This window comes from Flavisolibacter nicotianae (assembly GCF_003628535.1).
Taxonomy (GTDB): Bacteria; Bacteroidota; Bacteroidia; order Chitinophagales; family Chitinophagaceae; genus Flavisolibacter; species Flavisolibacter nicotianae.
In genome coordinates this window covers 123,314-145,403 of the sequence record NZ_RBCI01000008.1, presented here as the reverse complement: position 1 = coordinate 145,403, position 22,090 = coordinate 123,314, and the positions used below count along the sequence as shown (strand labels likewise).

Genomic DNA, 22,090 nt, shown 5'->3' with positions numbered 1-22,090 from the left:
AACTTGTTATAACAATAATTTAAAATACATCCTGTTTACTGCCTTATACCGCTGCCGTATGTTTTTCGAAGGCCTGGCCCACTACATCCGTTGCTGTGTAACCAGCAACCAGCCGGGTTGTCTTTTCCTATATCGCGAAACATTTGCCGGCACCATTCCATTACCGCATTCGGATTAGTTTTGCAGGGAAGTAAAAAAAACAGATCACCGATTTGCTTCCGGTTTTGTCCAATGCCTTGGGTGGCTTCGCCCCTTCACTCTTTTGATACGAAATGAAAAAAATACTTTCGCTGAGCCTTGTTTTGCTTTTCGCCTTCTCTTCGTTTGCACAACATTCACTCAGGTTATCCATCCAAAGCAGGGAAGAAAAAACAGCGCTTGCCGGTGCCACGGTAACGATTGCTGCTCTCCGGGAAACCACCCTGGCCGACAGCCTTGGTATTGCACGTTTTGCAGGCCTTGCAGAAGGCACTTATCGGATCAACGTGACGCACACGGGCTTTGCAGCGCAAAACATAAGCGTGCGGGTGCCGCACGACAGCATACTGATTACCGTTTTGCTGGAAGAAGCCGAAGAACATACGGAAGAAGTGGTGGTAACCGCCACCCGTATCAGCAGGACCATTGGCAACATGCCAACGCGGGTTGAAGTTATTTCGGGGGAAGAGCTGCAGGAGAAAGGCAATATGAAACCCGGCGACATTCGCATGCTGCTGAACGAAAGCACCGGTATTCAAACACAGCAAACCTCTGCCACTTCTTTCAATGCCGGTATCCGGATACAGGGCCTGGACGGCCGTTACACGCAGATCCTGCGAGACGGCTACCCGCTTTATTCCGGTTTTTCCGGGAGTTTGTCCATCCTACAGGTTGCACCGCTGGATCTGCGGCAGGTAGAAGTCATCAAAGGTGCAGCGTCTACCCTTTACGGGGGCGGTGCGATTGCAGGTTTGGTCAACCTGGTTTCCAAAACACCGGGAGCAAACAGGGAAACCAGTTTCCTGGCAAACGGTACATCGGCCGGTGGCCTCGACCTCAGTGGATTCTACCGCGAACGCTACGGCAAAACCGGTCTCAGTTTGTATGCCGCACACAACCGCAACCGGCCCTTTGACCCTGCCGGCATTGGACTGACAGCCATTCCCCAATTTGATCGATCGACCATCAACCCGAGGCTTTTTCTTTACGGCAAGAATACAACCGCTGACGTGGGAATCAGCTACATCACGGAAGACCGCACCGGTGGCAGCATCGCTTACATTCGAAACGGCGGCAGCGGTTTCTACGAAAAGAATAACACCAACCGTCTCACCTCGCAGTTCGGGATTGTTCATACGCTTACTGCTCATTCAACCCTGCAACTTAAAAACAGCTACAGCCGTTTTGCCCGTACACTGCGCATTCCAACCTATACGTTCGATGCCCTGCAGCAATCGTCCTTTTCCGAACTTACATGGAACCGCAAAAATGAAAAAGCGGACTGGATCCTTGGTGCAACCGTGCTGACCGATGATTTGGCCGAGAACGGACAGACAACAGATCCACGGCGAGACTACCACATAAACACCTACGGCCTGTTTGTGCAAAATGCCTGGTCGGTCTCCGACAAGTTTGTTTTGGAAAGCGGTCTTCGCGGAGACTATGTCAACGAATATGGATTCGCACTGCTCCCGAGAGTTTCGGCTATGGTCCGGATTTCACCCAACCTCACAACCCGTATCGGTGGCGGCTTTGGCTATAAAACGCCAACCATCTTTACCGAAGAAGCCGAAAGACGACAGTTTCAAAATATACTGCCGGTAAACGGCCTGGTGAACGAACGTTCGGCTGGCGGCAACTGGGACATCAATTATCGAACGAGAATGGGCGATCTGGATGTGAGTTTGAATCACCTGTTTTTCTATACCCGGTTGAACCATCCGTTGATCCTGGCAGCAGCAACCGGCAACAAACTGCAATTCCAAAACGCAACAGGCCATCTTGCTACCAGGGGAATGGAAACAAATTTGCGGGTCGTGTATGGCGACTTCAAACTATTTGTCGGCTATACCTATACCGATGCCCGTACGCACTTCACAAACAGCGAAGAATGGTTGCCCCTGACAGCCCGGCACCGACTCAACAACGTGTTGATGTACGAGATCGAAAACAAACTGAAGCTGGGTGTGGAAGCCTATCATTTCAGCCGGCAACGACTGAATGACGGCACGTTCGGGCAACCTTACTGGCTGGCGGGTATTATGGCGGAACGGTTATGGAAGAAATTTTCGTTGTTTGTAAACTTTGAAAATATCACCGATACCAGGCAAACAAAATTTGGCCCTCTCTATACCGGTACAATTGACAACCCTCAGTTTAAAGACATTTATGCTCCGGTAGACGGATTTGTGGTAAACGGCGGTGTCAAACTCAGGCTCTGAAGCAAGCGCAAAAGGTCCACTACATTGCCAGCGCCTTCCTGTAATCCTGGCCGGCGAACCATTCTTCGTCATGCCAATTTAGTCCACTACCGATACAGCGAAAGTTGACCTTTGCATGCCGGTAAGTCGTGTAATGCGGGGGGATATTGTGCCGATTAAATTTGAATCGTCGCGGTAACGAACTACTTTCAGACAAATCAGGATACAGGCAAACTGACCTCCGCTCACCTAAGGCCGCGAAGCCTGGCTTTACCGCACCGCCTCTCGATAAATTTTTTCATATGAGATACTGTCTTTTTTTGACCGTTCTTCTTTTGCTTCAGGCAGGTATTCATGCGCAGACAAAAAAGACGGGGAAAGCCATCATTTGCCTGACCTATGATGATGGACTGCAATCGCATCTTTCCACAGTCCTTCCTCAGTTGGACAGCGCAGGACTAAAGGCAACGTTTTTCCTGAATGCCATACAGGGTTCATCTGAAGCCATCGGCGAGGCTTCTCCCGCTGTTGCCGCCTGGACACGTGCAGCAGGCAACGGGCACGAGCTTGCGAACCATACGCTATTCCATGCCTGCCCCGAAAGATTGGGATGGCAAAAAGCATTTGCCATCGAAAGCTACACGGTTGAAAAAATTATTACGGAGATCAAAACTGAAAATACCCTGCTTTCCCTGTTAGATCCCAAACGAAAGGCAAGAGCGTTTGCATTCCCCTGCAACAACTTTCTAATTGGCAGTACAGATTATTCAGACCTGATCAGGAAACAGAACCTGGTGACATACGGGAGAATCGGTGGCGACAGGAAAAGCATCATCACACAATTCGGGAACATCAACAGCATGAAGATGCCAAGCTGGATGGTGGAGGAAGGCACGACACTGGCCGAACTGATCGCCTTTGCTGAAAAGGTCAGGGATTCGAACGGTATGGGGATTTATCAATTCCACGGCATTGGGGCTGAATTTTTCAAAATTTCAAAAGAAACGCACAGCGCTTTTTTGAACTACCTGAAAGAGCACCAGGACGTGTATTGGGTGACGACATTTTCGGATGCCCTGGATTTGATTACGTCCAAATAATTGGCAAAACGATTTGCGCACCAATTTGATTTATTCACCGGTAACACAAAGTGCAAATATTTACAAACGCAATGAATCAGCCATCCCGGCATGACGAACAAAACCGAAATCAAAAAATTCAATCCGCCATTCGTTGGAAATTGAGCGATGGTTTCACTTGTATGGACGTCTCGGGCAGGACGGAAATATCGCCAGTGTCATTCTAAGCAATTCCTTACATTGTGTAGCACAAAACCAACTGCATGAAATACCTGTTCTATGGCTTTCTTGTTCTGTTGTGCATGAGTTGCAACAGGGCCGCATTCCAATCGAAATGGACTACGGAGCAAGCACCGTCAACCTATATCGTACGGTTTGAAACATCGAAGGGATCGTTTGACGTGAAGATCACAAGAGAATGGTCGCCCTTGGCTGCAGACCGCTTTTACCAGTTGATCAGGCACCGGGTTTATGACAATGCGCTGTTTTACCGCGTTGTGCCCAACTTCGTTGCACAATTCGGAAGCAGTGACACGGCCAAAATCGAAAAATGGATGCCCTACAAAATTCCGGATGAAGCGGTTGTGCACCCGAATCAAACAGGCAGCCTCGCCTTTGCCCGCAGCGGTAAAGAAACCCGGGGCCGCGAAGTTTTCATCAACCTCAAAGACAATCCCCGGCTGGACACGATCACGTACAACGGCGTAAAAGGATTTCCTGCCTTTGGCGATGTTGTCAGCGGCATGGATGTCGTGTCGGCGCTTTACAGCGGCTATGGCGACAAAACAATGCCGCGACTGGGCGCGATGTATCGAAACCGGAAACGATTCATAGATACATTTCCGGGGCTTGATGTCATTCACAAAGTCTCTATCCTGAAAAATTGACCAGGAAGAGAAGGCAATACCGGGCAATTATTTAAGGTCGCAAAAACAAATCTGCTGTCAGGATCATTTCGCCGTGCGTCGCTTGCCCACAACAATTCTGACTGGCGAATTCACGCTATTTTTTGGCAAACAATTCGGTGCAGCTTAGGCATGGTCTTGCCTGCTTGTTGGCGTCCTGATTCAATAATTTGCTACACGGCTGTCGAAACTGATTTGCATTCCTGAGCAGCCTTAATTGATCATGAGTTCCAGCTTTCGTGGATCGAGAATGGTGATTTTGCCGTCGGCAATGTCGATCAGGTGTTCGGCTTTGAAATCCGTCAACGTGCGGATGAGAGATTCGGTAGCCGTGCCGGCAACAGCGGCCAGGTTTTCACGGCTCAGGTGAATGCTGTTTTGACCGACCGCATTTTTGTATTTCTCCTGTACCGAGAGAAGGGCGATGGCCACTTTTTTACGCAACGAATTATAGGCAATGTGGATCAATTGCGTTTCTTTTTCTGCCACGTCGCTTGCCAGCATACGGATAAAGCTTCGCGACACGTCGGGGTTGGTCTGGATCAGTTCTTCAAATTCGGCCTTGGGCAGGCCAATGATTTCGGCGTATTCCAGCGCTTCTGCATTTTCGCGGTAAACGGAATTTTCGAGCAGGTGGGTATAGCCAAAAAAATCGCCTTCGTTGGCAATGCGCACAATCAGTTCCTTTCCTTCGTCACTCAACTTGTACACTTTCACCTTGCCTTTCTGCACGTAGTAGAGTCGCAGGGCGTGATTGCCCTCCGTGTAGATCCGCTGCTTTTTTTTGTATACATCCACCTGCCGGCCTTCTACAAATTCCTGCAGTATTTTTTGGCCATCGCCACCGGAAAACGGCTCACTAGTGTGGGCTGGCCCCTGCAGCAAACGCTTGACCAGTTCGCCCTTACGCAGCCGGGCTTCCACTGCGTTTAACAGGTCGGTGGGATCAAAGGGTTTGGCAATATAATCGTCGGCACCCAGCGACATGCCTTTGCGCACTTCGTGCTTCTCGGACTTGGCTGTCAAAAAGATGAAAGGAGTATGCTGCAGCGACGGCGTTTTCTGCACGATGTGCAATACGCCATAGCCATCCAGTTCCGGCATCATGATATCGCAAAGGATCAGGTCGGGATTCACTTTGAGGGCAAGTGCCACCCCCTCTTTTCCGTTGAGGGCGGTATAGACTTCATAATTGGAAAGTTCCAGGATTTCCGCCGTGTTTTCGAGGATATCAGGACTATCCTCAATAACCAAAATCTTTTTCATGTGGTGCTTTTTTACGTTAGGCAATCCGGTTTTTGCAGCGATGCACAAATGCGCCTATTCGCGGAGGTAACAGATCAGGATGATGGCTTCGAATACGACTCGGGTAAAACAAAATCACGCTAGTTGTTTCAATCGATGGAAGATGGCCGGTCTTTTTTGTTATTATAAATATATAACATAAATACATTCAAACGCCGTATTCTGCAGGGACGGGAAACGGCCGTTTTCTTGCCGGCAAAAACGCTTGCTATCTCAAAAAGATGGAAGAGATAAGGGATGACAGCAGGAATAAGTGGCAGGCTGTTTTAACCTTGATGGTGATTTGATTTCGAAGCACAAACCGGCAGCCCGCCACGCATCACTTGCAGGCGCTGTAGTGAGTGACGCAAGGCCTTTCGACACCAGGATTCCGCAGCCGGGAATTGTCCCATTCGCAGGCGAAAAATGACTGTCAGCACCACAATCGCAATCGTTGTCCGCAGCGGGCAAGACAGTCCCTGCATTGATTTTGAAAGGCAGTCGGACCGCTATTTTCCAGGTTCAGAAAGCAGCCCGCCCCAGGAGGTGATACGAAGAAAAACTAATGCATACGGCCGCACCGATGTAAAGGCCATGCAGCCAGTGAAAGGATTGCAGCAAAAGAACCTGCACCAGGATCCAAGCGGCCAGTACGAGGCCACTCGCCAACGTCACTTTGTAGGCTAGCGGATGACGTTGCAACAGGAAGAAAAGCCCGGCCAGGCTGGTGCCGCCAACAACAGCGGCAAGGATCAGGCCCGGGATGAAAAAGTTGGTAAACGGTGTGTTGTTAAGCAAAGAAAGCGGAAGGTCCAGAAGGCTGCCGTCGGGGTGTGCCATCAGGAACAGCCCACAGGGAATTGCAGTGAGCACAACACCCGTCAACAGCAGGAAAAGAAACAGGCGCATGGTCGGTTGGTTTGTAGCGTTGAAGGTAATGGCCAACCTCTCTGCCGGCAATGATACCTGTCATCCGCCTCCCTATCCGGCATCATTCAACTACCACTTTTCGCCTGTCTATTTTCGCCTTGCCCTGTTGCCTTTGCAGAAAGCCGGTGCCAAAAAACGAATGCCCGTTTTGACTTGTTTCGAAATGGGCTGGCTGGTATCGAAACGGCACCTGCCTGTGAGAGTCGTCATCATTTAAACAGCATACTATGGACTTCGCAAAAGCCTTTACCGCAAGCAAGGTTGAGGATTTCAAAACGCTTGAGATCACCAGTCCTTCTTTTGAACAACATGCCATCATCCCCTCCCGTTTCACCTGTGATGGAATCAACATCAACCCGGCCCTGTCTATTCATAACATTCCGGAGGAAGCCAAAAGCCTTGCTATACTTGTGGACGATCCCGATGCGCCGGGTGGCAGCTTTTGCCACTGGGTTACCTGGAACATCCCGGTTACCCATTTTATCAAGGAAAAGGAAAGCCGCGGGATGACGGGCACCAACGATTTCGGCGACCAGCATTATGGTGGCCCCTGCCCACCGTCGGGCATGCACCGCTATTTTTTTAATGTGTACGCACTGGATTGTACACTCGAGAACCCCGTGACATCCGACAAGCCGCAGATTGAAAAAGCCATGGCCGGCCATGTGCTGGCCTTCGGAGTACTGATGGGCCGCTACCAGCGTACGAAAAAGGCTTAGTGCCGTTTTAACGGATTGATCCGGAAGCAATGAGCAATGGGCAACCTGGGCGATCCGACTGCCAATGCAATATCGTACGTACATTTTTCAAAATGGCATAAAACCGGCACTGGCGTTGGCTTTTCATCGTGAGAGATCACATAAAAATCCCGGCGGCTTTTACACCGCCGGGGCAAATTCCTGTCGCAAGCGTTTGCCGGAGATTTAATAACGTGTCTGCAACGCCATACGCTGGTAAGCGCTGAGCGTACCGTTTTCGACAATGACCACGTCGCCGTTTTTTTGGAGTGTGGACCGGATCAGTGAATTAACAACATCCACAACAGTGTAATCTCGCCTGGCGGGTCGGCGCAGGTACAAATGGCGGTTATCGCCTTTCGGCACATAGCCGGTCACCGCATACTCTTTTTCCACAAACAGCCGCAAGCCTTTTCCTTCATTCACCGCATTATGGATTTCGTAAACACCGGTAAGCACCCTTTCCTTCGGAGCATTGGCCAATGCCTCCACCCATTCGTCCTTACGCCGGTTTAAAAATAGTTTTACGGCGTCCCAGCTTGCCATGGACAGTTCATTGACCGGCACATAAAAATAGTTGCCGAAAACTTCGCCAATTGCCTTGTGCCTGGCAACGGATTTGAAAAGGGCAATATCTTTTTTGGTCCCGGTAATGACAAGCGCCGGGTCGTCCTTATCCAGATAGCTATCGAGCACTTTGTCGGCCTTCCTGGCAAAGGCCTTGAAGCGGAAAGCCGCTACCTGCGCCTTGTCTTTTTCAAATGCTTGCAGCATTGTATTACCGCCATAGGAAAGAGCCCGTGAAGGCTTGCTGTACTCATAGGCCGCATCGTTGTTCATGGGAAAATTCGAATCGTTCACTTCTTCCAGCTTGTTGAACTGGCCGCGGTAAAGTCGGGCCTCATCGCCACTCAGCAGGAGCAGCCTGTAGGGCTTTGCATAAAACTGCTCATAAAGCAGGTCCTGCAGGGCAAATACATTCGAAACGGAGACCTCCTCCCTGACCGGAGAAAAAAACAAAACAACCTGCTTCATGCTAGCGGAGACAAAGAGACCAATACCTTGAGCGGCCTGCTGGAAATCGACATCGCTGTACAATGCATCCAGGTCCTGCTGCAACCGGCTGGCATCGTTTTCAGGAACACTGTGTTGCAGCGCCTCTTTGGCCCTGTCAATGGCTTTCTCCACCCGCAGCGGATCGCCGTTCCGTCCCGGCGAAAGAGGATTCAGGGGAACAATGACCGACACGCAGATCGCATTGTCTGTCTCCTGCAGGAAGGGCGTTAGTGCCGTTTTTTCTTTTTTAATCGAACCTGTTTTCATGCTGCTTTTTTTTACGTGAATGAATGACCGTCCTGGTGCCTTACCCGGCTGCCGGTGGTCAGTCGTTTTTCAGGATCAGCAACGGCTGTTGCGACAAAAAGATGATGGACCGTGTATGAACCGTTCCGAAAAGCCGCTCAAAAATGTTGTGATGATGGGCCACCATAACCAGCAAATCGATCGCATGTTTTGTGGCATACTCCCGGATGCCTTCTTCGATCTTGTCGGCCTCCATTGTTTCGAACCGGCCGGCAAATCCCGAAAGCGCCTGGCTGAGTTGCAGCTTTTGCGGAACCTCCCGGCCACGGAGTGGGGTTTCCGGCTTTTCTACGTGCAGCACGGTCACCGACGAATGGAAAGCCTGGCAAACATCCTGCAGCGGTGCAAAAAGCGAATGTGTGACCATGCTTTCGAAGTCCACGGCCAGCAGGACGTTGCGGAGCGGACGATACGACAGGTTTTCCGGCACGACGAGCATCGGTACAGCCGTATCGCGAATCACTTTGTTCACCGTACTGCCCCAGAAGCGGCTCCGGTTCTCCGTTTTGCTACCCATCACAATCAGTTCCGCACCGTTTTCCTCCGCTACGCGGCTAATGGTGTTGCCGCGAAATCCTTCTTCCAGGATAACTTCTCCCTTTATCCCCTTTTCTTCCAGGAAAGAAAGTTCCTGGTTCAGTTGTTTTTGGAGATATACCCGCATTTCCGTTAACGGAACAACCCAGGTTTCCGGTCCCATGGCCCCCGAGGGATAATCCTGGTAAACGTGCAGCAACTGCACCATGGCATGCATTTCTTTTGCCAGGGAAGCGGCATACACAGTTGCGTTACGGGAAGCTGCTGAAAAATCGGTGGGGACCAATATCTTTTTCATGGCGTTTGTTTTTCGGAGGCAATTCAAAGTTGTCAAATCAACAGGGCCGCAGGAATGACGACCGTTGGTGAGAGCAGTGACAGCTATCAGTGGCGATTCACTGCACATGATCGCAGGCGCAGCAGGCAGAGGCAAGGGTGGTTATTTTTCCAGGCGACGACACGCTATGCAATAACGGACAGCTTGTCGCATGCTTCATATGTTTCGCCAGGCGGCTTGCTGCGCATCAGCTTTTCCGCTGACCCGAATCATGTGCCGCTTGTTTTCTCAAGTGTATTTTCAGGAAAATTCCCGTTATGGAAAAACTGTTCCAAAACAAGATCGCTCTCGTCACGGGGGGCAGCTTTGGCATTGGCAGGGCCACAGCTGTAGCCTTTGCGCAACGAGGCGCCAGGGTTGTGATCGCCGATTGGAAAGAAGACCCCGACGGTCTTACGCTGCAGCAAATACGGGAGGCCGGAAGTGAAGGCCTTTTTGTGAAAACAGATATTGCAAAGACCGCGGACGTGAAAGCACTGTTCGAAAAAATCATGGCGATCGATGGCCGGATCGATTATGCGTTTAACAATGCCGGTATTGAAGGCGAAATGGCACCGGTGCACGAGTGCACGGAAGAAAACTGGGACCGCACCATTGCCATCAACCTCAAAGGCACATGGCTCTGCATGAAAGAAGAAATTGCCCGGATGCGCAAACAGGGCGGCGGCGTGATCGTCAACTGTGCCTCGATCGCAGGCCTGGGCGGCTTTGCCAACCTGCCGGCTTATGTTGCCAGCAAACATGCGGTTGTTGGACTGACCAAAACGGCGGCCCTGGAAAATGCCACGGCCGGTATCCGGGTCTGTACTGTTTGCCCGGGTGTAATCCGTACGCCAATGATCGACCGGGTTACACGCGGAGACCCGGAAGTGGAAAAACAGTATACCGCCATGGAACCCATGGGTCGCATGGGAAGGCCGGAAGAAATTGCGGAGACGGTGGTGTGGCTTTGCTCCGAGGCAGCATCGTTCGTCACAGGGATTTCCATGGCCGTGGACGGCGGTTTTATGGCAGGTTAGCCTTTTGCACATCGCCGACTGCAAACGGGTAATTCCCCTACCGCCCTGTATAAAACTGCAACCCTGTTCTCTCCTCCCTTTGGAAGGAAACCCATTCAAAATCGTTTTAATGCTGCCACAAGGTTCGATGCACGCCATGGTACTGGAAAAGCCGGGACAACCACTCGTTCTTCGAACGGTCCCTATTCCCGCACCCGCAGACGGGCAGGTCTTGGTCAAAGTCATTGCCTGCGGCGTTTGCCGTACCGATCTGCATATTGTGGACGGAGAACTGGCTGCCGCAAAACTGCCCCTCATTCCCGGCCATGAAATTGTTGGCGTCGTGGTGCAAAAGGGAAAAGGGATTACGACACTCCGGGAAGGAGAAACCGTTGGCATTCCCTGGCTGGGATATACCTGCGGTTCCTGCCGGTATTGCCTTCGGGGCCAGGAAAATCTCTGTGAGCATGCACGGTTTACCGGCTACACCCTTGACGGCGGCTTTGCCGAATACACAGTTGCCTACGAGTCGTATTGCTTCCCGCTTCCGCGCCGCTATGCCAACGCTTCGGGCAGCCCGCTTCTTTGTGCAGGACTCATCGGCTACCGGTCCTATTCTTTCACCGGCCGGCAGGCAGTCAACCTTGGTATCTATGGCTTCGGGGCCGCTGCTCACCTCCTGATTCAACTGGCCCGCTCGGAAAACAAAAATGTATTTGCCTTTGTCAGGGAAGGCGACCGGGAGGCACAGGATTTTGCGCTGTCGCTTGGCGCGGTCTGGGCGGGCAGTTCGGCGCAACTCCCACCCGAAAAGCTCGATGCGGCCATCATTTTTGCCCCGGTCGGAAACCTGGTGCCGCAGGCCCTCGAAGCCGTTGACAAAGGAGGCATCGTGGTTTGCGGCGGCATTCATATGAGCGATATTCCTTCGTTTCCCTATCACCTCTTGTGGGAAGAACGGGTGCTTCGTTCGGTGGCCAATCTAACCCGGCAGGATGGTAAGACCTATCTGCAACTGGCGCCGCAGGTGCCGGTCAAAACCACCACCACGTCCTACCCGCTGCACCAGGCCAACGAAGCCCTGAATGACCTTCGCAACGGACGCTTACAGGGTGCGGCTGTGCTCGTGATGGATTCAACGTGAAGGCTGAAAAATACTGGCAACAGTTGCAGTGAAGTAAAGCCGTTGATGCAGGTTTAAAGTATTTGTTGAACGAAGGATTGGTTGCAACGGTAAACCCCAATCGAAATCCGGCACCTGCCCTGTTGCTTTCACTGAAATCATGAGAGGGATCAAAGCACCCGGTGACAGCCATCATAGCCCGACCTCTTGCCGCACCTGTAGCTTTAGGGAAGAAAATCTTCCGTCATGATCGGCAAACTGAATGAAACCGAAATCCAGGCCCTGCTTGCCCAGCAAGTGGTTGGCCGCATTGCCTGCTACAACGACGACTTCCTTTTTCTTGTGCCGGTAAGCTATGCTTACGATAACGACAAAATCTATGTGCGCTCACTGGAAGGCACAAAGGTCAACCTGATGCGCAACAATCCCCGGGTGTGTTTTGAAGTGGACGACATTGCCGATATGGCCAATTGGAGGAGTGTGATCGCATGGGGTGAGTTTGAAGAACTGCAGGCGGAAGAACGGGACAAAGGCCTTAAGATTTTACTGCAACGCCATTTACCCTTAAGCTCCAGCGTGACGACGCACCTGGGAAGAACCTGGCCTTTTTCTGCCAACGAAACAGACCAGATATCCGGCGTTGTTTTCCGGATCAATCTTTCCAAAAAGACGGGTCTTTTCGAACGCACGTCATCCAACGGTGCGATGCTCGATTAATGTGTCTTTTTCGCTTATTGCCAAAGGATAAAGCTGTTTTCCGGCGATGCCAATTCCTGTGACGCCGCCGCAACAATCCGTGGCGTGTAATGCGTGGATGGTTTATTGGCCGGCACTTCCGTCTCGTAGACCAAGGCACCATCGACCTCACGAAGCGGCTTCATTTTCTGGCGGGTCGGCTGTTCTTCACCTACGGCTTCAGCATACAATTCCACTTCAATTTCGTCGGCATGCAAGCCATTGAGAAAAACCGGCACTGCAAAGTGGTAACGGGCACCTTGTTTTGTTACCACCGTTTGGCCATACCGCAGGCCGGTCCATTCACCGGCAAAGCGTTTTTTCCGGTCGAGGAGTCTGCGCCCCTGCTCGCCCCGGTTGGCAGCAAGCTGGTGGTACCTGGAGGCGGCCGGCAGGTAATAATGGAGTGTGTATTCCTGCAGGGCACGGGTTGATGAATAACGCCAGGTGAGCTGCGCCATGCTGTTGCGCATTTTCTCCAGCCACAGGGCCGGCAGGCCCATGTCGTTGCGTTGGTAAAAAAGCGGTACGATCTCGTTTTCCAGCACCGCGTACAACCGTTCCGCATCTTCCTCGTCGTGGAGTCGGTCATCGGGCATGTCGCGGCGGTCGCCAAAGGTCCAGCCCACATCGGGTGAGTAGGCTTCATCCCACCAGCCATCCAATTCGGAAAGGTTCAATCCACCGTTGACCAACACCTTCATGCCGCTGGTGCCGCAGGCTTCCCAGGGACGGCGCGGCGTATTGATCCAAAGATCCACGCCCTGGACCATCTGTTCGGTCAGCAGCATGTCGTAATCACTTAAAAACACGGCCCTGTGCTGCACGCCGGCATCGCGGATAAATCGCACCCATTCGCGAATCATTTCCTGGCTCCCGGTGTCGGCGGCATGGGCCTTACCGGCAAGCACCAGTTGCACCGGCCGTTGCGGATGGAGCAGAATCGCTTTTAGTCTTTCGTGATCGCGGAGCAACAGGTTGGTCCGTTTGTATGGCACAAACCGCCGGGCAAAGCCGATAGTCAAATAAGAGGGATCGAATAAGTTTCGTGCATTCTTTATATCGGCCGGTGAAGCGCCGGTCGTGGCAAGCTGGCTGGCATAGTGCTCCCGCACATCATCCAGGAAATCGGCAATGCGCAGCGTCCGCAACTGCCAGAGTCGTTCATCCGAAGCCGTTGCGATATTTTTTTCGTGGTTGCCCAAAGAGCCCAGCCAGCGGTCCTTGCCGCAGGTCTCCGTCCATAACACGTCGGCTGCAGGCGAATCCCAGGTCGACATGTGCACGCCGTTGGTCACATAGCCAATGGGAATTTCATCCAGTGGCCATCGCGGGAAAAGTGGTGAATACAGTTGCCGGCTTACTTCCCCGTGCAAATGGCTGACGGCATTGACAGATCCGCACCCGCGGAAGGCCAGAAAACTGGTATTGAACGGTTCATTCGCATCGGCCGGATTTTTTCGTCCGAGGGCCAGGAAATTGGAAAACGAAATTTTGAGCTGGTCGCGGACATAGCTGCCCAGGTATTGCTCCAGCATCGCTGCAGGAAACAAATCGAACCCCGCCCCGATGGCTGTGTGCGTGGTAAAAATATTTCCGCTACGGGTGACTGTTAGCGCTTCGTCAAACGAAAGACCGTCTTGCTGCATCCGGTCGAGGGCTCGTTCGAGCACCAAAAATGCGCAGTGGCCTTCGTTGAGGTGACACACGTCGGGCCGGATGCCCAGTCGCTGCAACAGGCGCCAGCCACCCAGGCCAAGGATCAGTTCCTGCATCAGCCGCAGGGTGGCATCACTTCCGTAAAGCTGGTTGGTAATACCGCGGTAGAGCGGGAAGTTCGCCACATCGTTACTGTCGAGCAGCAGCAGTTTCACCCGCCCCACTTCCACTTCCCAGGCACGCAGCCACACAGAAAAGCCAGGCAGCGGTACTTCGATGCGCAGCCATTCGCCGCTTTGCGTACGCAAAGGAGTAATGGGAAGATTTCCCGGGTCGTTGAATGGTGACACATATTGCTGCGTACCATCCGGCTGGATAACCTGCCGTGAATAACCCTGGTGATACAACAGGCCCACTCCGGTAACCGGCACACCCAGGTCGCTGGCGGTTTTTAACAGGTCGCCGGAAACGTTTCCCAGTCCGCCCGAATAAATGGGGAGCGCTTCGCTGAGCATGTATTCCATGCTGAAATAGGCAATCTGTGTGAGTGGGGAAGAGGGAACGGTGTTTTGAAACCAGGCCGGCGACACGGCACGCTGCCGCCTCGCCCCGATCAGTTCTTCGATGATCTCGCGGACAATGGGATCGTCCAGCACTTCGCTGATACGGTTGTGCGAAACCGTTTGCAGCACCACAAGCGGGTTGTGTGTGAGCTCCCACAAGGTTGCGTCGAGCTGGCGCCAGATCTTATCCGTTGCGTGGTTCCAGCTCCAGTGCAGGTCCATTGCCAGCTCTTTCAGCCACTGGCCCAGTTCTTCTTTGTTTGCCGGGGTATGATGATCCATAAACAGGTTTTCCGTGCGGTTATGCTGAGGTACGTTTTTCTAGCTGCAACGCCTGAACACGACGTTCCTTCAGCCGGTACGGCGCAGTGCCGATAACTGGCGGATACAGTGCACCACCTCCTTGTCGGTGAGTTGCCGGAAATCGTCGTAAAAAGCACCCACGCCGTGAAAAACTTCCGGCTGTAACACGGCGATGATTTCATCGGCTTCTGCCGCGAGCAACCGGAGAGCCGACGGCGAAATGACCGGCACGGCCACAACGATACGATCCGGCTTGCTTTTGCGCAAGATGTGCAAGGTTGCCAGCAGGGTTTTGCCCGTGGCCACACCGTCGTCTATAACGATCACGGTCTTTCCTTCCAATTCTTCGGGCTCAAGATCGCCCATGAATTTTTCCTTCATCTCCTGCAGCCGCTGCCGCAGTTTTTTTGCTTCGGTAAACAAATAAAAATCATACACGCCTTCGTGCGGAACAAAAAACGTCTGGTTCAGTCCCACAGCCCCGATGGCGTATTCCTTGTTCAGCGGATGACCGAGTTTTTTTACTAGCACCACGTCCATGGGCAGGTTCAGTGCCAGGGCTACTTCGCAGGCCACCGGCACACCGCCGCGGGGCACGGCCAGCACCACGCCGTTGGTATTTCGGTAAGCCGAAAGCAGGTCCGCCAGTTGGCGACCCGCATCTGCCCTGTTTAAAAAGCGTTTCATACCGAAGTTTTTAGGCAATTGCTTCCAGTTTAAAATGCTGTTTGAACCAGACCGCCGCTGCATCGCATACCTGTGTCATTGTGCCGCGTTCTTCAAACAGATGCGAGGCACCCGCGATCACCTGCAATTGCTTTTCGCAGGTCAATGCAGCGAAAGCACGCTGGTTCAGCCACAGCACTTCCGTATCGAGGCTGCCAACGAGCAACAGGGTTGGCGACTGCACGGCAGGCAGCGAATCAAGTACAAGATCGGGACGGCCACCACGGCTTACCACCGCAGCAATGTCTTTGTCGCCGGCGGCTGCCAGCAACGCTGCCGCCGCACCGGTACTGGCGCCAAAATAACCCAGGGGCAGTCCCTTGCAGACCTGCTGCGCACGGACCCATTCCTTTACTTTTTTCAGGCGCCGGGCCAGCAGCGGGATGTCGAACCGGTTGGCATAGAGCGTGTCTTCAGCAGACGTCAGCAGGTCGAACAGCAGGGTCGCCATGCGCTGTTCATTCAGGAAGTTTGCCACCAGGGTATTGCGCGAACTGAAACGGCTGCTGCCGCTGCCATGGGCAAACAACACCAGGCCCCGTGTCCGTTCCGGAACAGCCAGATCGCCTTCCAGTACGACGTCGTCCACGGGGATGCGCACCGGTATTTTGTGTTGAATGGATGCGTCCATGATCGCTAATTTTAGACGGGACAATCCCGCAATTTTCATCACCGGCTACAGAACTGCAAAAGACGGGTGGAAGCGGGTTGTCGGCACTCCTCTTCCGTTTATTCCACCGCATTTTTCAACCCGCCTTGTTGTACGATTGCACTTCTTCCAACTCCCCTTCTTCCACGCGGACAATCAGCAGCTTTTTCAATCCTTCCAGATTCACCACCCAGATATCGCGGTTGTTTTCCCGTACGTTCACGGCCCGGGTGATGTTGTAGTCGCCGTAAGCCTGCTGCACTTTTGTGCGGATTTCCGCGGGCAGGTTTTGCTCGTAGCCAAAGCGGATTTGATAAATGAGCTTACCGTTCTTTTTAAACAGGGCATTGTTGCGCATGTCTTCGTTGATAAAGGTTACCAGGAAGTTTTTGTTCATGCGGAACCACTCCGGGTTCTTTGCGTCCTTAAACTGCTGTTTGAATGCCTTGTCCACCGCTGCGTTTACGTTGGTGGTTGTGCGGATGACGACGGGCTCCAATACATTCATGCTGTCATCCTGGGCACGCAGGCGGTTCACGGTACCGGCCAGCAAGAGTGCCAGGGCCATGAATATCCATTTCTTTTTCATATCGCTTTATTTTGGTTTGACAATGTTGCCTTCCCGGAAACGGATGATCCAAGGGGTAAAACGGAACGCGGCTTTCAAAGGGCATGTGGCCTCTGCTTAAACAAGCTGGGCGAGGGAACCGGCCCTGTACGATTCATCGCTGAATTGCCTGTGCAGGAGCAGGTATTCGACGATGTGCTGAAAATTGATCACACCCAGGAAACGGCCCTTTTCCATCACGGGGTAAACCGTTTCTTCGTGCGAAGACAGTTTTTGCAAAACGGAGTCTGCAGGCGTTTCTCCATCCAGCATCACCAGGTTTTTTTTCATCAGGTCGGTCAGCGGTTCGGCACACCGTTCTTCTGCAACCGCTTTCACCACATCCATCCGGTCGAGGGAGCCGACAGGCACACCGTCTTTCATCACCAGGAAGGTTTTGTGGTGGTTGTGTTGCAGCATGTTTGCCGCTTCGGTTACGGTCAGTTCGGCGTCCATGCCGTTATAATCGTACATCAGCATTTCCTTCAACCGCATGCCCTTTACCAGCCGTTTCAGGTGCACAAAAACTTCTTCGGCACGGGCAAACAGGAGAACGAATATGCCAATAAAGACCAACAGGAAATGGAATGAGCCGAGGCCGTAAATAACCATCACCGAAGCAATTACCTTGCTGATAGCCGTAGCAACGGTGGTGGCCTTTGTATACGAAAATCGCAGGGCAAGCAGGGCCCGGAGGATGCGGCCACCGTCCATGGGAAAAGCCGGCAAAAGATTAAAGAGGGCGAGGTACAAATTCACCGTGCGCAGGAACCAAAAGAAATTAGCCCCGCTAATGACGGCCACATCGGCTGAAGGCGGCACCCCACTGTTAGCAGAGGACAACAACCAAAACAGCCCAGCCAGCAAAAAACTTACGGCCGGACCGGCGGCGCTGATCAGCAATTCCTGCCGTGGCTTTTCGGGCAGGGATTCAAAACTGGCCACACCACCAATGGGATAAAGCGTAATATCCTTTACTGCGATTCCGAAAGAAGCCGCCACGACTGCATGCCCCATCTCGTGAAAGATGATACTGGCGAAAACTGCGGCAATAAAAAGCGCATACCATCCCAGCGAAGCGCCGGTCATGCCGCCGGATGCGGCAGCAAAAAGCACGAACCCTACAAACAGAAGCAGGGTAAGGTGCAGGCGCACCTGCATGCCTTTTACCGTAACAAGGTTGACAGATCCTTTCATGATGTATCGGTTAGGGTTAGCCAAAAAGCCCTACCGCGTGGGGCGACAGGGCTGGTTGCAGGGCAGTTCTGTCATAACGTGTATGACTTATTTCACAGCGATCTTCCTGGTGGCTGTCGCTTTTTTTGCGTTTTCTTTCCGCGGGATGGTGATCCGCAACTCGCCATCCTGGTAGCGGGCATCGATGCTTTCGGGCTTTACATCACCGGGCAGCGTAAAGCTGCGGGAAAAAGAGCTGTAGCTGTACTCGCAGCGGGTGTACAGTTCTTTTTTCTCTTCCTTTTCGGAAGAAACGGTCAGCGTGTTGCCGTCCAGGTCAATGTGGAAATCGTCTTTCTGCATGCCGGGAACGGCCAGGGAAATCTGGTAATCGTGGTCGTTTTCCCTGATGTTGACAGCCGGGATATTGGTCACGCGGCCCACCAGCCTGCTATCGTCATACCACTCGTTCCATGGTCTGAAAAAATCTTCCAACAGGGAAGGCATCCGGCTCGGTTTTGTCATTGCGCGGGTTGACATGGTAAATGATTTGAAGTGAGCAATAGTGGTGAACAAGACAAAGCTACCTGCAGCCGGATGCCGGAAAGTAAGACGGTTATCATCGCATTGCCTGTTTGTGGTCAGTGAACACGATCAACGATTTTCCGCCGCACCAAACAAGGATTTGCAACCATCTTCCAGGTCTCTGCCTGCCGGTCTTTTTACGTGGATAGCCTTCTTCCAGCAAAAAAAATGACACGGATAAGCCGGCAAACTAACCGCGGTCATTCGGCATCAGCAGGCAAGGCTTTATTTTCAACGAACACGAAAAGGAAGACAGGCGAAGACGGGCATTTTCGCCAACCGGCCTGATAGAGCCGGCCTGTATGAACAGAACCCATTACTATATCGTCAATGCCATTACACTTTATCGCTTGCTGGCGACGCTGGTGCTGGCCGTTTGTCTTGCAAAGCAGGCCTTGCCGGCCTTTCGCTGGCTGCTGGCCATCAGCTTTTTTACCGATGCCCTCGACGGCTGGCTGGCCCGGCGGCTGAAAGTAACCAGCGATCGCGGCGCCCGGCTGGACTCGATAGCCGACGATGCCACCGTGCTCGTTGCGATCATCGGCATCCTCGTGTTTCAACCAGATTTTGTGTGGGAGGAACTGCCGCTGTTTTTTATCCTGATCGGTCTTTACCTGTTGCAATTGCTGGTGGCCATGATCGTATACGGACGGCCTACCAGTTTTCACACCTATGCTGCCAAGGTCGCCACCGTTGCGCAAGGCGGCTTCCTGATCATCTTCTTTTTTTCCGACGAATGGCCGGTAACGCTATTCCATGTTGCCGCCGCTCTAACGGCCTACGACCTTTTGGAAGAACTGGTACTCGTTGCACTACTGCCCTCCTGGCGGGCCAATGTGAAAGGCTTTTGGTGGGTACTGAAGCGAAAGCACTCCACCATTTCATCCCCGTAACAAGGGTTTATCAGGCCGGCAATCTTTCAGGCCTCCTGCATCAGGCCGAAAGAGGCTGGCCGGCAGCCCGCTGTTTTTCTTCGGCCTTGCAGATGTTCTCAATTCCTTTCAGCACCGCGTCCGGCGCAAAGGAAATACTGCTGATGCCTTTCTGCACCAGGAATTGGGCAAAGGACGGATCGTCGCTTGGCGCCTGGCCACACAAGCCTACACGGACACCGGCTGCTACGGCTTTTTCAATCATCATCCCGATCATGCGTTGCGCAGCTTCATTCTTTTCATTGAACAGGTCCTGCAGGATTTCAGAGTCGCGGTCAACGCCCAGTGTAAGTTGCGTGAGGTCGTTGGAGCCGATGGAAAAGCCATCGAACAAGGCAGCGAATTTTTCGGCCAGCAAAACGTTGCTCGGAATTTCGGCCATCATGTAGATGGCCAAACCGGCGTCGCGTCGTTTATCCAAACCGTTTTGCGCCATCACGGCAAGCACCCGTTCGCCTTCTTCCACCGTGCGGCAAAACGGGATCATCAGCTTCACATTGGCCAGGCCCAGGACTTCCCTCACCCGCCTGATGGCTTCGCATTCCAATGCAAAACCATCTTTGTACAAGGGGTGGTAATACCGGGATGCGCCACGAAAACCGATCATGGGATTTTCTTCTTTCGGCTCGAATCCTGTGCCGCCAATGAGGTTGGCGTATTCGTTGGTCTTGAAATCGGACATGCGGACGATGACCTCCCTGGGGTAAAAGGCGGCGGCGATCGTGGCGATGCCCTGCGCCAGTTTTTCAACAAAGTATTTCTTCTTGTCGGCGTAGCCCTGTGTCAGTTGGTCAATGTGCCGCTTCACGTTGTCGTCCGGGAGACTGTCGAACCGGGCCAGGGCCATGGGGTGAATTTGAACAAAATGGTTGATGATAAATTCCATCCGCAGCAGGCCCACGCCATCGCACGGATAAAACGAAAGCTGAAAGGCCTTGTCTGGGTCGCCGACGATCAGCATCACCGCCGTTGTTTTTGGTTTTTTCACGGCCGATAAATCAACCTCCACCAGTTCGAACGGCAGTTCGCCGCGGTACACAAAACCGGATTTTCCTTCGCTGCAGGAAATGGTGACCACTTCCCCGTTTTTGATTTGTTGCGTGGCATTGCCGCAGCCAACAATGGCCGGCACACCCAGTTCCCGTGCCACGATGGACGCATGGCTGGTGCGTCCGCCTTTGTCGGTAACAATGGCTGCCACTTTGGTGAGCAGGGGATCCCAGTCGGGACTGATGGTTTCGGTGATCACCACATCGCCTTCTTCCAGGGCCGCCGCTTCCCGCACCGAATGCAACACCCTGGCCCGGCCAAAAGCCACCTTGTTGCCAACCGCCTGCCCGGAAACAACTGCCTCGCTTTTTTGGCTTAAGTGATACTCGGAATACAGGAATGGATTTTTTGCCGACTGCACCGTTTCGGGACGGGCCTGCAAAATGTAAAGCCGGCCGTCAATGCCGTCCTTTCCCCATTCGATGTCCATTGGTTTGCCATAGTGGTCTTCAATGGCAAGACACCAGGAGCCGAGTTGCATGATCTCTTCATCGGTCAAAACAAACTGGGCCTGCAACGATGCAGGAGTCGAAGTGTTTCGTGTGGCGCCGCCTTCCTCGGCATAGACCATCATCAGCGCCTTGTCGCCAAGCCGCTTTTGCAGGATGGAATAACGCTGCTGGCGAAGGTTGGGCTTGAACAGGAGAAACTCGTCGGGAGTGACAGTGCCCTGCACCAGGTTTTCGCCCAGTCCCCAGACGCCGCTGATGTGCACCACATTGCGGAACCCCGATTCCGGCTCCAGCGTAAAGGCTACGCCGGAACAGCTTTTATCGCAACGCACCATTTTCTGCACACCCACCGACAGCGCAACCTTTTCGTGGGCAAAGCCGTTGTTCTCGCGGTATTTGATCGCCCTGTCGGTATACAGGGATGCAAAGCATTTCCGGACGGCCAGCAGCAGCTCTTCTTCATTTTGAATATTCAGAAAGGATTCATGCTGGCCCGCAAAGCTGGCCTGTGGCAGGTCTTCGGCCGTGGCACTGCTCCGCACGGCAACAGCCCCGTTTTCGCTTTGCCAGAGCTGTGCCGCCTCGGCACGGATGGCGTCGGCCAGTTCTGCCGGAAGGGAAGCCTGCAGAATCATGGTTCTTGCCTGCTGCCCCACTTCACCCAGGTTGGAGAACCTGGTGCGGTCCAGTGTTGCCAGCAACCGGCGCAAGGGTTCACGCAATTGGTTTTGATCGAGGAAAAGCCAAAAGGCGTTTGCCGTGGTAGCAAAACCGTTGGGTACACGAATTCCCTTTTGCTGGAGCTTGCCGTACATTTCTCCCAGCGATGCATTTTTTCCGCCTACATCCGGCAGGTTGTTGAGACTGATATCCTGAAAACGCTTGGTAAGTGTGTTCATAAATTTTCGGTTGGCCCGGCAGGTGCCGGCGTTGGGCAATTGGGTTGTTTTTTGACCATGCCG

Annotated in this window: 21 protein-coding genes; 9 read left to right on the top strand and 12 right to left on the bottom strand. The window is 52.9% G+C overall.

Annotated elements, in window-relative coordinates:
• Positions 1–272 precede the first annotated feature (272 nt).
• The 3 genes from D6024_RS18945 to D6024_RS18935 all read left to right on the top strand — a co-directional run bounded on the left by D6024_RS18945 (position 273) and on the right by D6024_RS18935 (position 4,365).
• Positions 273–2,420: a TonB-dependent receptor gene (locus tag D6024_RS18945; protein WP_121356323.1), complete on the top strand. Its 2,148-nt coding sequence runs from the start codon at positions 273–275 to the stop codon at positions 2,418–2,420.
• Positions 2,421–2,701: 281 nt separating this feature from the next.
• Positions 2,702–3,499, top strand: a complete 798-nt coding sequence (locus D6024_RS18940) for a polysaccharide deacetylase family protein (RefSeq protein WP_121356322.1) — start codon at positions 2,702–2,704, stop codon at positions 3,497–3,499.
• Positions 3,500–3,741: 242 nt separating this feature from the next.
• The gene (locus D6024_RS18935) at positions 3,742–4,365 is read left to right on the top strand and encodes a peptidylprolyl isomerase (RefSeq protein ID WP_121356321.1); all 624 of its coding nucleotides are present in this window, start codon (positions 3,742–3,744) and stop codon (positions 4,363–4,365) included.
• A 231-nt stretch (positions 4,366–4,596) separates the two neighbouring features.
• Here D6024_RS18935 and D6024_RS18930 read toward each other — a convergent pair whose 3' ends face one another.
• The 3 genes from D6024_RS18930 to D6024_RS18925 all read right to left on the bottom strand — a co-directional run bounded on the left by D6024_RS18930 (position 4,597) and on the right by D6024_RS18925 (position 6,576).
• On the bottom strand, positions 4,597–5,649 hold the full coding sequence (locus tag D6024_RS18930) for a response regulator (RefSeq protein ID WP_121356320.1): 1,053 nt from the start codon (positions 5,647–5,649) through the stop codon (positions 4,597–4,599).
• Between the two features lie 305 nt (positions 5,650–5,954).
• Positions 5,955–6,152: a hypothetical protein gene (locus D6024_RS26845; protein ID WP_162944875.1), complete on the bottom strand. Its 198-nt coding sequence runs from the start codon at positions 6,150–6,152 to the stop codon at positions 5,955–5,957.
• A 37-nt stretch (positions 6,153–6,189) separates the two neighbouring features.
• On the bottom strand, positions 6,190–6,576 hold the full coding sequence (locus D6024_RS18925; RefSeq protein WP_121356319.1) for a hypothetical protein: 387 nt from the start codon (positions 6,574–6,576) through the stop codon (positions 6,190–6,192).
• On the opposite strand from D6024_RS18925, the gene D6024_RS18920 reads away from it, so the two are divergent.
• Both D6024_RS18920 and D6024_RS18915 read left to right on the top strand, forming a co-directional pair.
• Positions 6,575–6,814, top strand: a complete 240-nt coding sequence (locus D6024_RS18920) for a hypothetical protein (RefSeq protein WP_121356318.1) — start codon at positions 6,575–6,577, stop codon at positions 6,812–6,814. The genes D6024_RS18925 and D6024_RS18920 overlap by 2 nt on opposite strands.
• Before the next feature lie 10 nt (positions 6,815–6,824).
• On the top strand, positions 6,825–7,316 hold the full coding sequence (locus D6024_RS18915) for a YbhB/YbcL family Raf kinase inhibitor-like protein (RefSeq protein WP_121356317.1): 492 nt from the start codon (positions 6,825–6,827) through the stop codon (positions 7,314–7,316).
• 204 nt (positions 7,317–7,520) lie between these two features.
• On the opposite strand, the gene D6024_RS18910 is transcribed toward D6024_RS18915, so the two are convergent.
• Both D6024_RS18910 and D6024_RS18905 read right to left on the bottom strand, forming a co-directional pair.
• Positions 7,521–8,657, bottom strand: a complete 1,137-nt coding sequence (locus D6024_RS18910; protein WP_121356316.1) for a baeRF3 domain-containing protein — start codon at positions 8,655–8,657, stop codon at positions 7,521–7,523.
• Between the two features lie 58 nt (positions 8,658–8,715).
• Entirely contained in the window at positions 8,716–9,531 is an 816-nt protein-coding gene (locus D6024_RS18905) for a universal stress protein (RefSeq protein WP_162944874.1), read from the bottom strand.
• Between the two features lie 296 nt (positions 9,532–9,827).
• On the opposite strand from D6024_RS18905, the gene D6024_RS18900 reads away from it, so the two are divergent.
• The 3 genes from D6024_RS18900 (at position 9,828) to D6024_RS18890 (ending at position 12,408) form a co-directional block, all read left to right on the top strand.
• A complete protein-coding gene (locus D6024_RS18900; RefSeq protein ID WP_121356314.1) occupies positions 9,828–10,589 on the top strand; it encodes an SDR family oxidoreductase in 762 nt (253 codons plus the stop codon).
• A 109-nt stretch (positions 10,590–10,698) separates the two neighbouring features.
• Complete coding sequence (locus D6024_RS18895) at positions 10,699–11,712, top strand: zinc-dependent alcohol dehydrogenase family protein (protein WP_205573322.1); 1,014 nt, start codon at positions 10,699–10,701, stop codon at positions 11,710–11,712.
• Between the two features lie 225 nt (positions 11,713–11,937).
• Positions 11,938–12,408 carry a pyridoxamine 5'-phosphate oxidase family protein gene (locus D6024_RS18890; protein WP_121356313.1) on the top strand — a complete coding sequence of 157 codons (471 nt, stop codon included), beginning with the start codon at positions 11,938–11,940 and terminating at the stop codon, positions 12,406–12,408.
• Positions 12,409–12,422: 14 nt separating this feature from the next.
• Here the strand turns inward: D6024_RS18890 and glgP are convergent, their stop codons facing one another.
• The 6 genes from glgP to D6024_RS18860 all read right to left on the bottom strand — a co-directional run bounded on the left by glgP (position 12,423) and on the right by D6024_RS18860 (position 18,634).
• Entirely contained in the window at positions 12,423–14,930 is a 2,508-nt protein-coding gene (gene glgP / locus D6024_RS18885) for an alpha-glucan family phosphorylase (RefSeq protein WP_121356312.1), read from the bottom strand.
• A 69-nt stretch (positions 14,931–14,999) separates the two neighbouring features.
• Positions 15,000–15,638: a phosphoribosyltransferase gene (locus tag D6024_RS18880; protein ID WP_121356311.1), complete on the bottom strand. Its 639-nt coding sequence runs from the start codon at positions 15,636–15,638 to the stop codon at positions 15,000–15,002.
• A 10-nt stretch (positions 15,639–15,648) separates the two neighbouring features.
• Positions 15,649–16,308, bottom strand: a complete 660-nt coding sequence (locus tag D6024_RS18875; protein ID WP_121356310.1) for a dienelactone hydrolase family protein — start codon at positions 16,306–16,308, stop codon at positions 15,649–15,651.
• Positions 16,309–16,423: 115 nt separating this feature from the next.
• Positions 16,424–16,915: a hypothetical protein gene (locus D6024_RS18870; RefSeq protein WP_121356309.1), complete on the bottom strand. Its 492-nt coding sequence runs from the start codon at positions 16,913–16,915 to the stop codon at positions 16,424–16,426.
• Between the two features lie 96 nt (positions 16,916–17,011).
• Entirely contained in the window at positions 17,012–18,130 is a 1,119-nt protein-coding gene (locus D6024_RS18865; RefSeq protein ID WP_121356308.1) for a site-2 protease family protein, read from the bottom strand.
• A gap of 87 nt (positions 18,131–18,217) precedes the next feature.
• Positions 18,218–18,634 (bottom strand): Hsp20/alpha crystallin family protein, encoded by a 417-nt coding sequence (locus tag D6024_RS18860; protein ID WP_240410089.1) that lies wholly within the window; start codon positions 18,632–18,634, stop codon positions 18,218–18,220.
• A 362-nt stretch (positions 18,635–18,996) separates the two neighbouring features.
• On the opposite strand from D6024_RS18860, the gene D6024_RS18855 reads away from it, so the two are divergent.
• Positions 18,997–19,587 carry a CDP-alcohol phosphatidyltransferase family protein gene (locus tag D6024_RS18855; RefSeq protein ID WP_121356306.1) on the top strand — a complete coding sequence of 197 codons (591 nt, stop codon included), beginning with the start codon at positions 18,997–18,999 and terminating at the stop codon, positions 19,585–19,587.
• Between the two features lie 40 nt (positions 19,588–19,627).
• Here D6024_RS18855 and ppsA read toward each other — a convergent pair whose 3' ends face one another.
• Positions 19,628–22,027, bottom strand: coding sequence for a phosphoenolpyruvate synthase (ppsA, locus tag D6024_RS18850; protein WP_121356437.1), 2,400 nt, complete (start codon positions 22,025–22,027; stop codon positions 19,628–19,630).
• Between the last annotated feature and the right edge of the window lie 63 nt (positions 22,028–22,090).

What these genes read in the sequence shown, in the direction of transcription:
- D6024_RS18945 (WP_121356323.1), top strand. Translation starts at nt 273, where the DNA reads ATGAAAAAAATACTTTCGCTGAGCCTTGTTTTGCTTTTCGCCTTCTCT.
- D6024_RS18940 (WP_121356322.1), top strand. Translation starts at nt 2,702, where the DNA reads ATGAGATACTGTCTTTTTTTGACCGTTCTTCTTTTGCTTCAGGCAGGT.
- D6024_RS18935 (WP_121356321.1), top strand. Translation starts at nt 3,742, where the DNA reads ATGAAATACCTGTTCTATGGCTTTCTTGTTCTGTTGTGCATGAGTTGC.
- D6024_RS18930 (WP_121356320.1), bottom strand. Translation starts at nt 5,649, where the DNA reads ATGAAAAAGATTTTGGTTATTGAGGATAGTCCTGATATCCTCGAAAAC.
- D6024_RS26845 (WP_162944875.1), bottom strand. Translation starts at nt 6,152, where the DNA reads ATGCAGGGACTGTCTTGCCCGCTGCGGACAACGATTGCGATTGTGGTG.
- D6024_RS18920 (WP_121356318.1), top strand. Translation starts at nt 6,575, where the DNA reads ATGGTCGGTTGGTTTGTAGCGTTGAAGGTAATGGCCAACCTCTCTGCC.
- D6024_RS18925 (WP_121356319.1), bottom strand. Translation starts at nt 6,576, where the DNA reads ATGCGCCTGTTTCTTTTCCTGCTGTTGACGGGTGTTGTGCTCACTGCA.
- D6024_RS18915 (WP_121356317.1), top strand. Translation starts at nt 6,825, where the DNA reads ATGGACTTCGCAAAAGCCTTTACCGCAAGCAAGGTTGAGGATTTCAAA.
- D6024_RS18910 (WP_121356316.1), bottom strand. Translation starts at nt 8,657, where the DNA reads ATGAAAACAGGTTCGATTAAAAAAGAAAAAACGGCACTAACGCCCTTC.
- D6024_RS18905 (WP_162944874.1), bottom strand. Translation starts at nt 9,531, where the DNA reads ATGAAAAAGATATTGGTCCCCACCGATTTTTCAGCAGCTTCCCGTAAC.
- D6024_RS18900 (WP_121356314.1), top strand. Translation starts at nt 9,828, where the DNA reads ATGGAAAAACTGTTCCAAAACAAGATCGCTCTCGTCACGGGGGGCAGC.
- D6024_RS18895 (WP_205573322.1), top strand. Translation starts at nt 10,699, where the DNA reads ATGCTGCCACAAGGTTCGATGCACGCCATGGTACTGGAAAAGCCGGGA.
- D6024_RS18890 (WP_121356313.1), top strand. Translation starts at nt 11,938, where the DNA reads ATGATCGGCAAACTGAATGAAACCGAAATCCAGGCCCTGCTTGCCCAG.
- glgP (WP_121356312.1), bottom strand. Translation starts at nt 14,930, where the DNA reads ATGGATCATCATACCCCGGCAAACAAAGAAGAACTGGGCCAGTGGCTG.
- D6024_RS18880 (WP_121356311.1), bottom strand. Translation starts at nt 15,638, where the DNA reads ATGAAACGCTTTTTAAACAGGGCAGATGCGGGTCGCCAACTGGCGGAC.
- D6024_RS18875 (WP_121356310.1), bottom strand. Translation starts at nt 16,308, where the DNA reads ATGGACGCATCCATTCAACACAAAATACCGGTGCGCATCCCCGTGGAC.
- D6024_RS18870 (WP_121356309.1), bottom strand. Translation starts at nt 16,915, where the DNA reads ATGAAAAAGAAATGGATATTCATGGCCCTGGCACTCTTGCTGGCCGGT.
- D6024_RS18865 (WP_121356308.1), bottom strand. Translation starts at nt 18,130, where the DNA reads ATGAAAGGATCTGTCAACCTTGTTACGGTAAAAGGCATGCAGGTGCGC.
- D6024_RS18860 (WP_240410089.1), bottom strand. Translation starts at nt 18,634, where the DNA reads ATGACAAAACCGAGCCGGATGCCTTCCCTGTTGGAAGATTTTTTCAGA.
- D6024_RS18855 (WP_121356306.1), top strand. Translation starts at nt 18,997, where the DNA reads ATGAACAGAACCCATTACTATATCGTCAATGCCATTACACTTTATCGC.
- ppsA (WP_121356437.1), bottom strand. Translation starts at nt 22,027, where the DNA reads ATGAACACACTTACCAAGCGTTTTCAGGATATCAGTCTCAACAACCTG.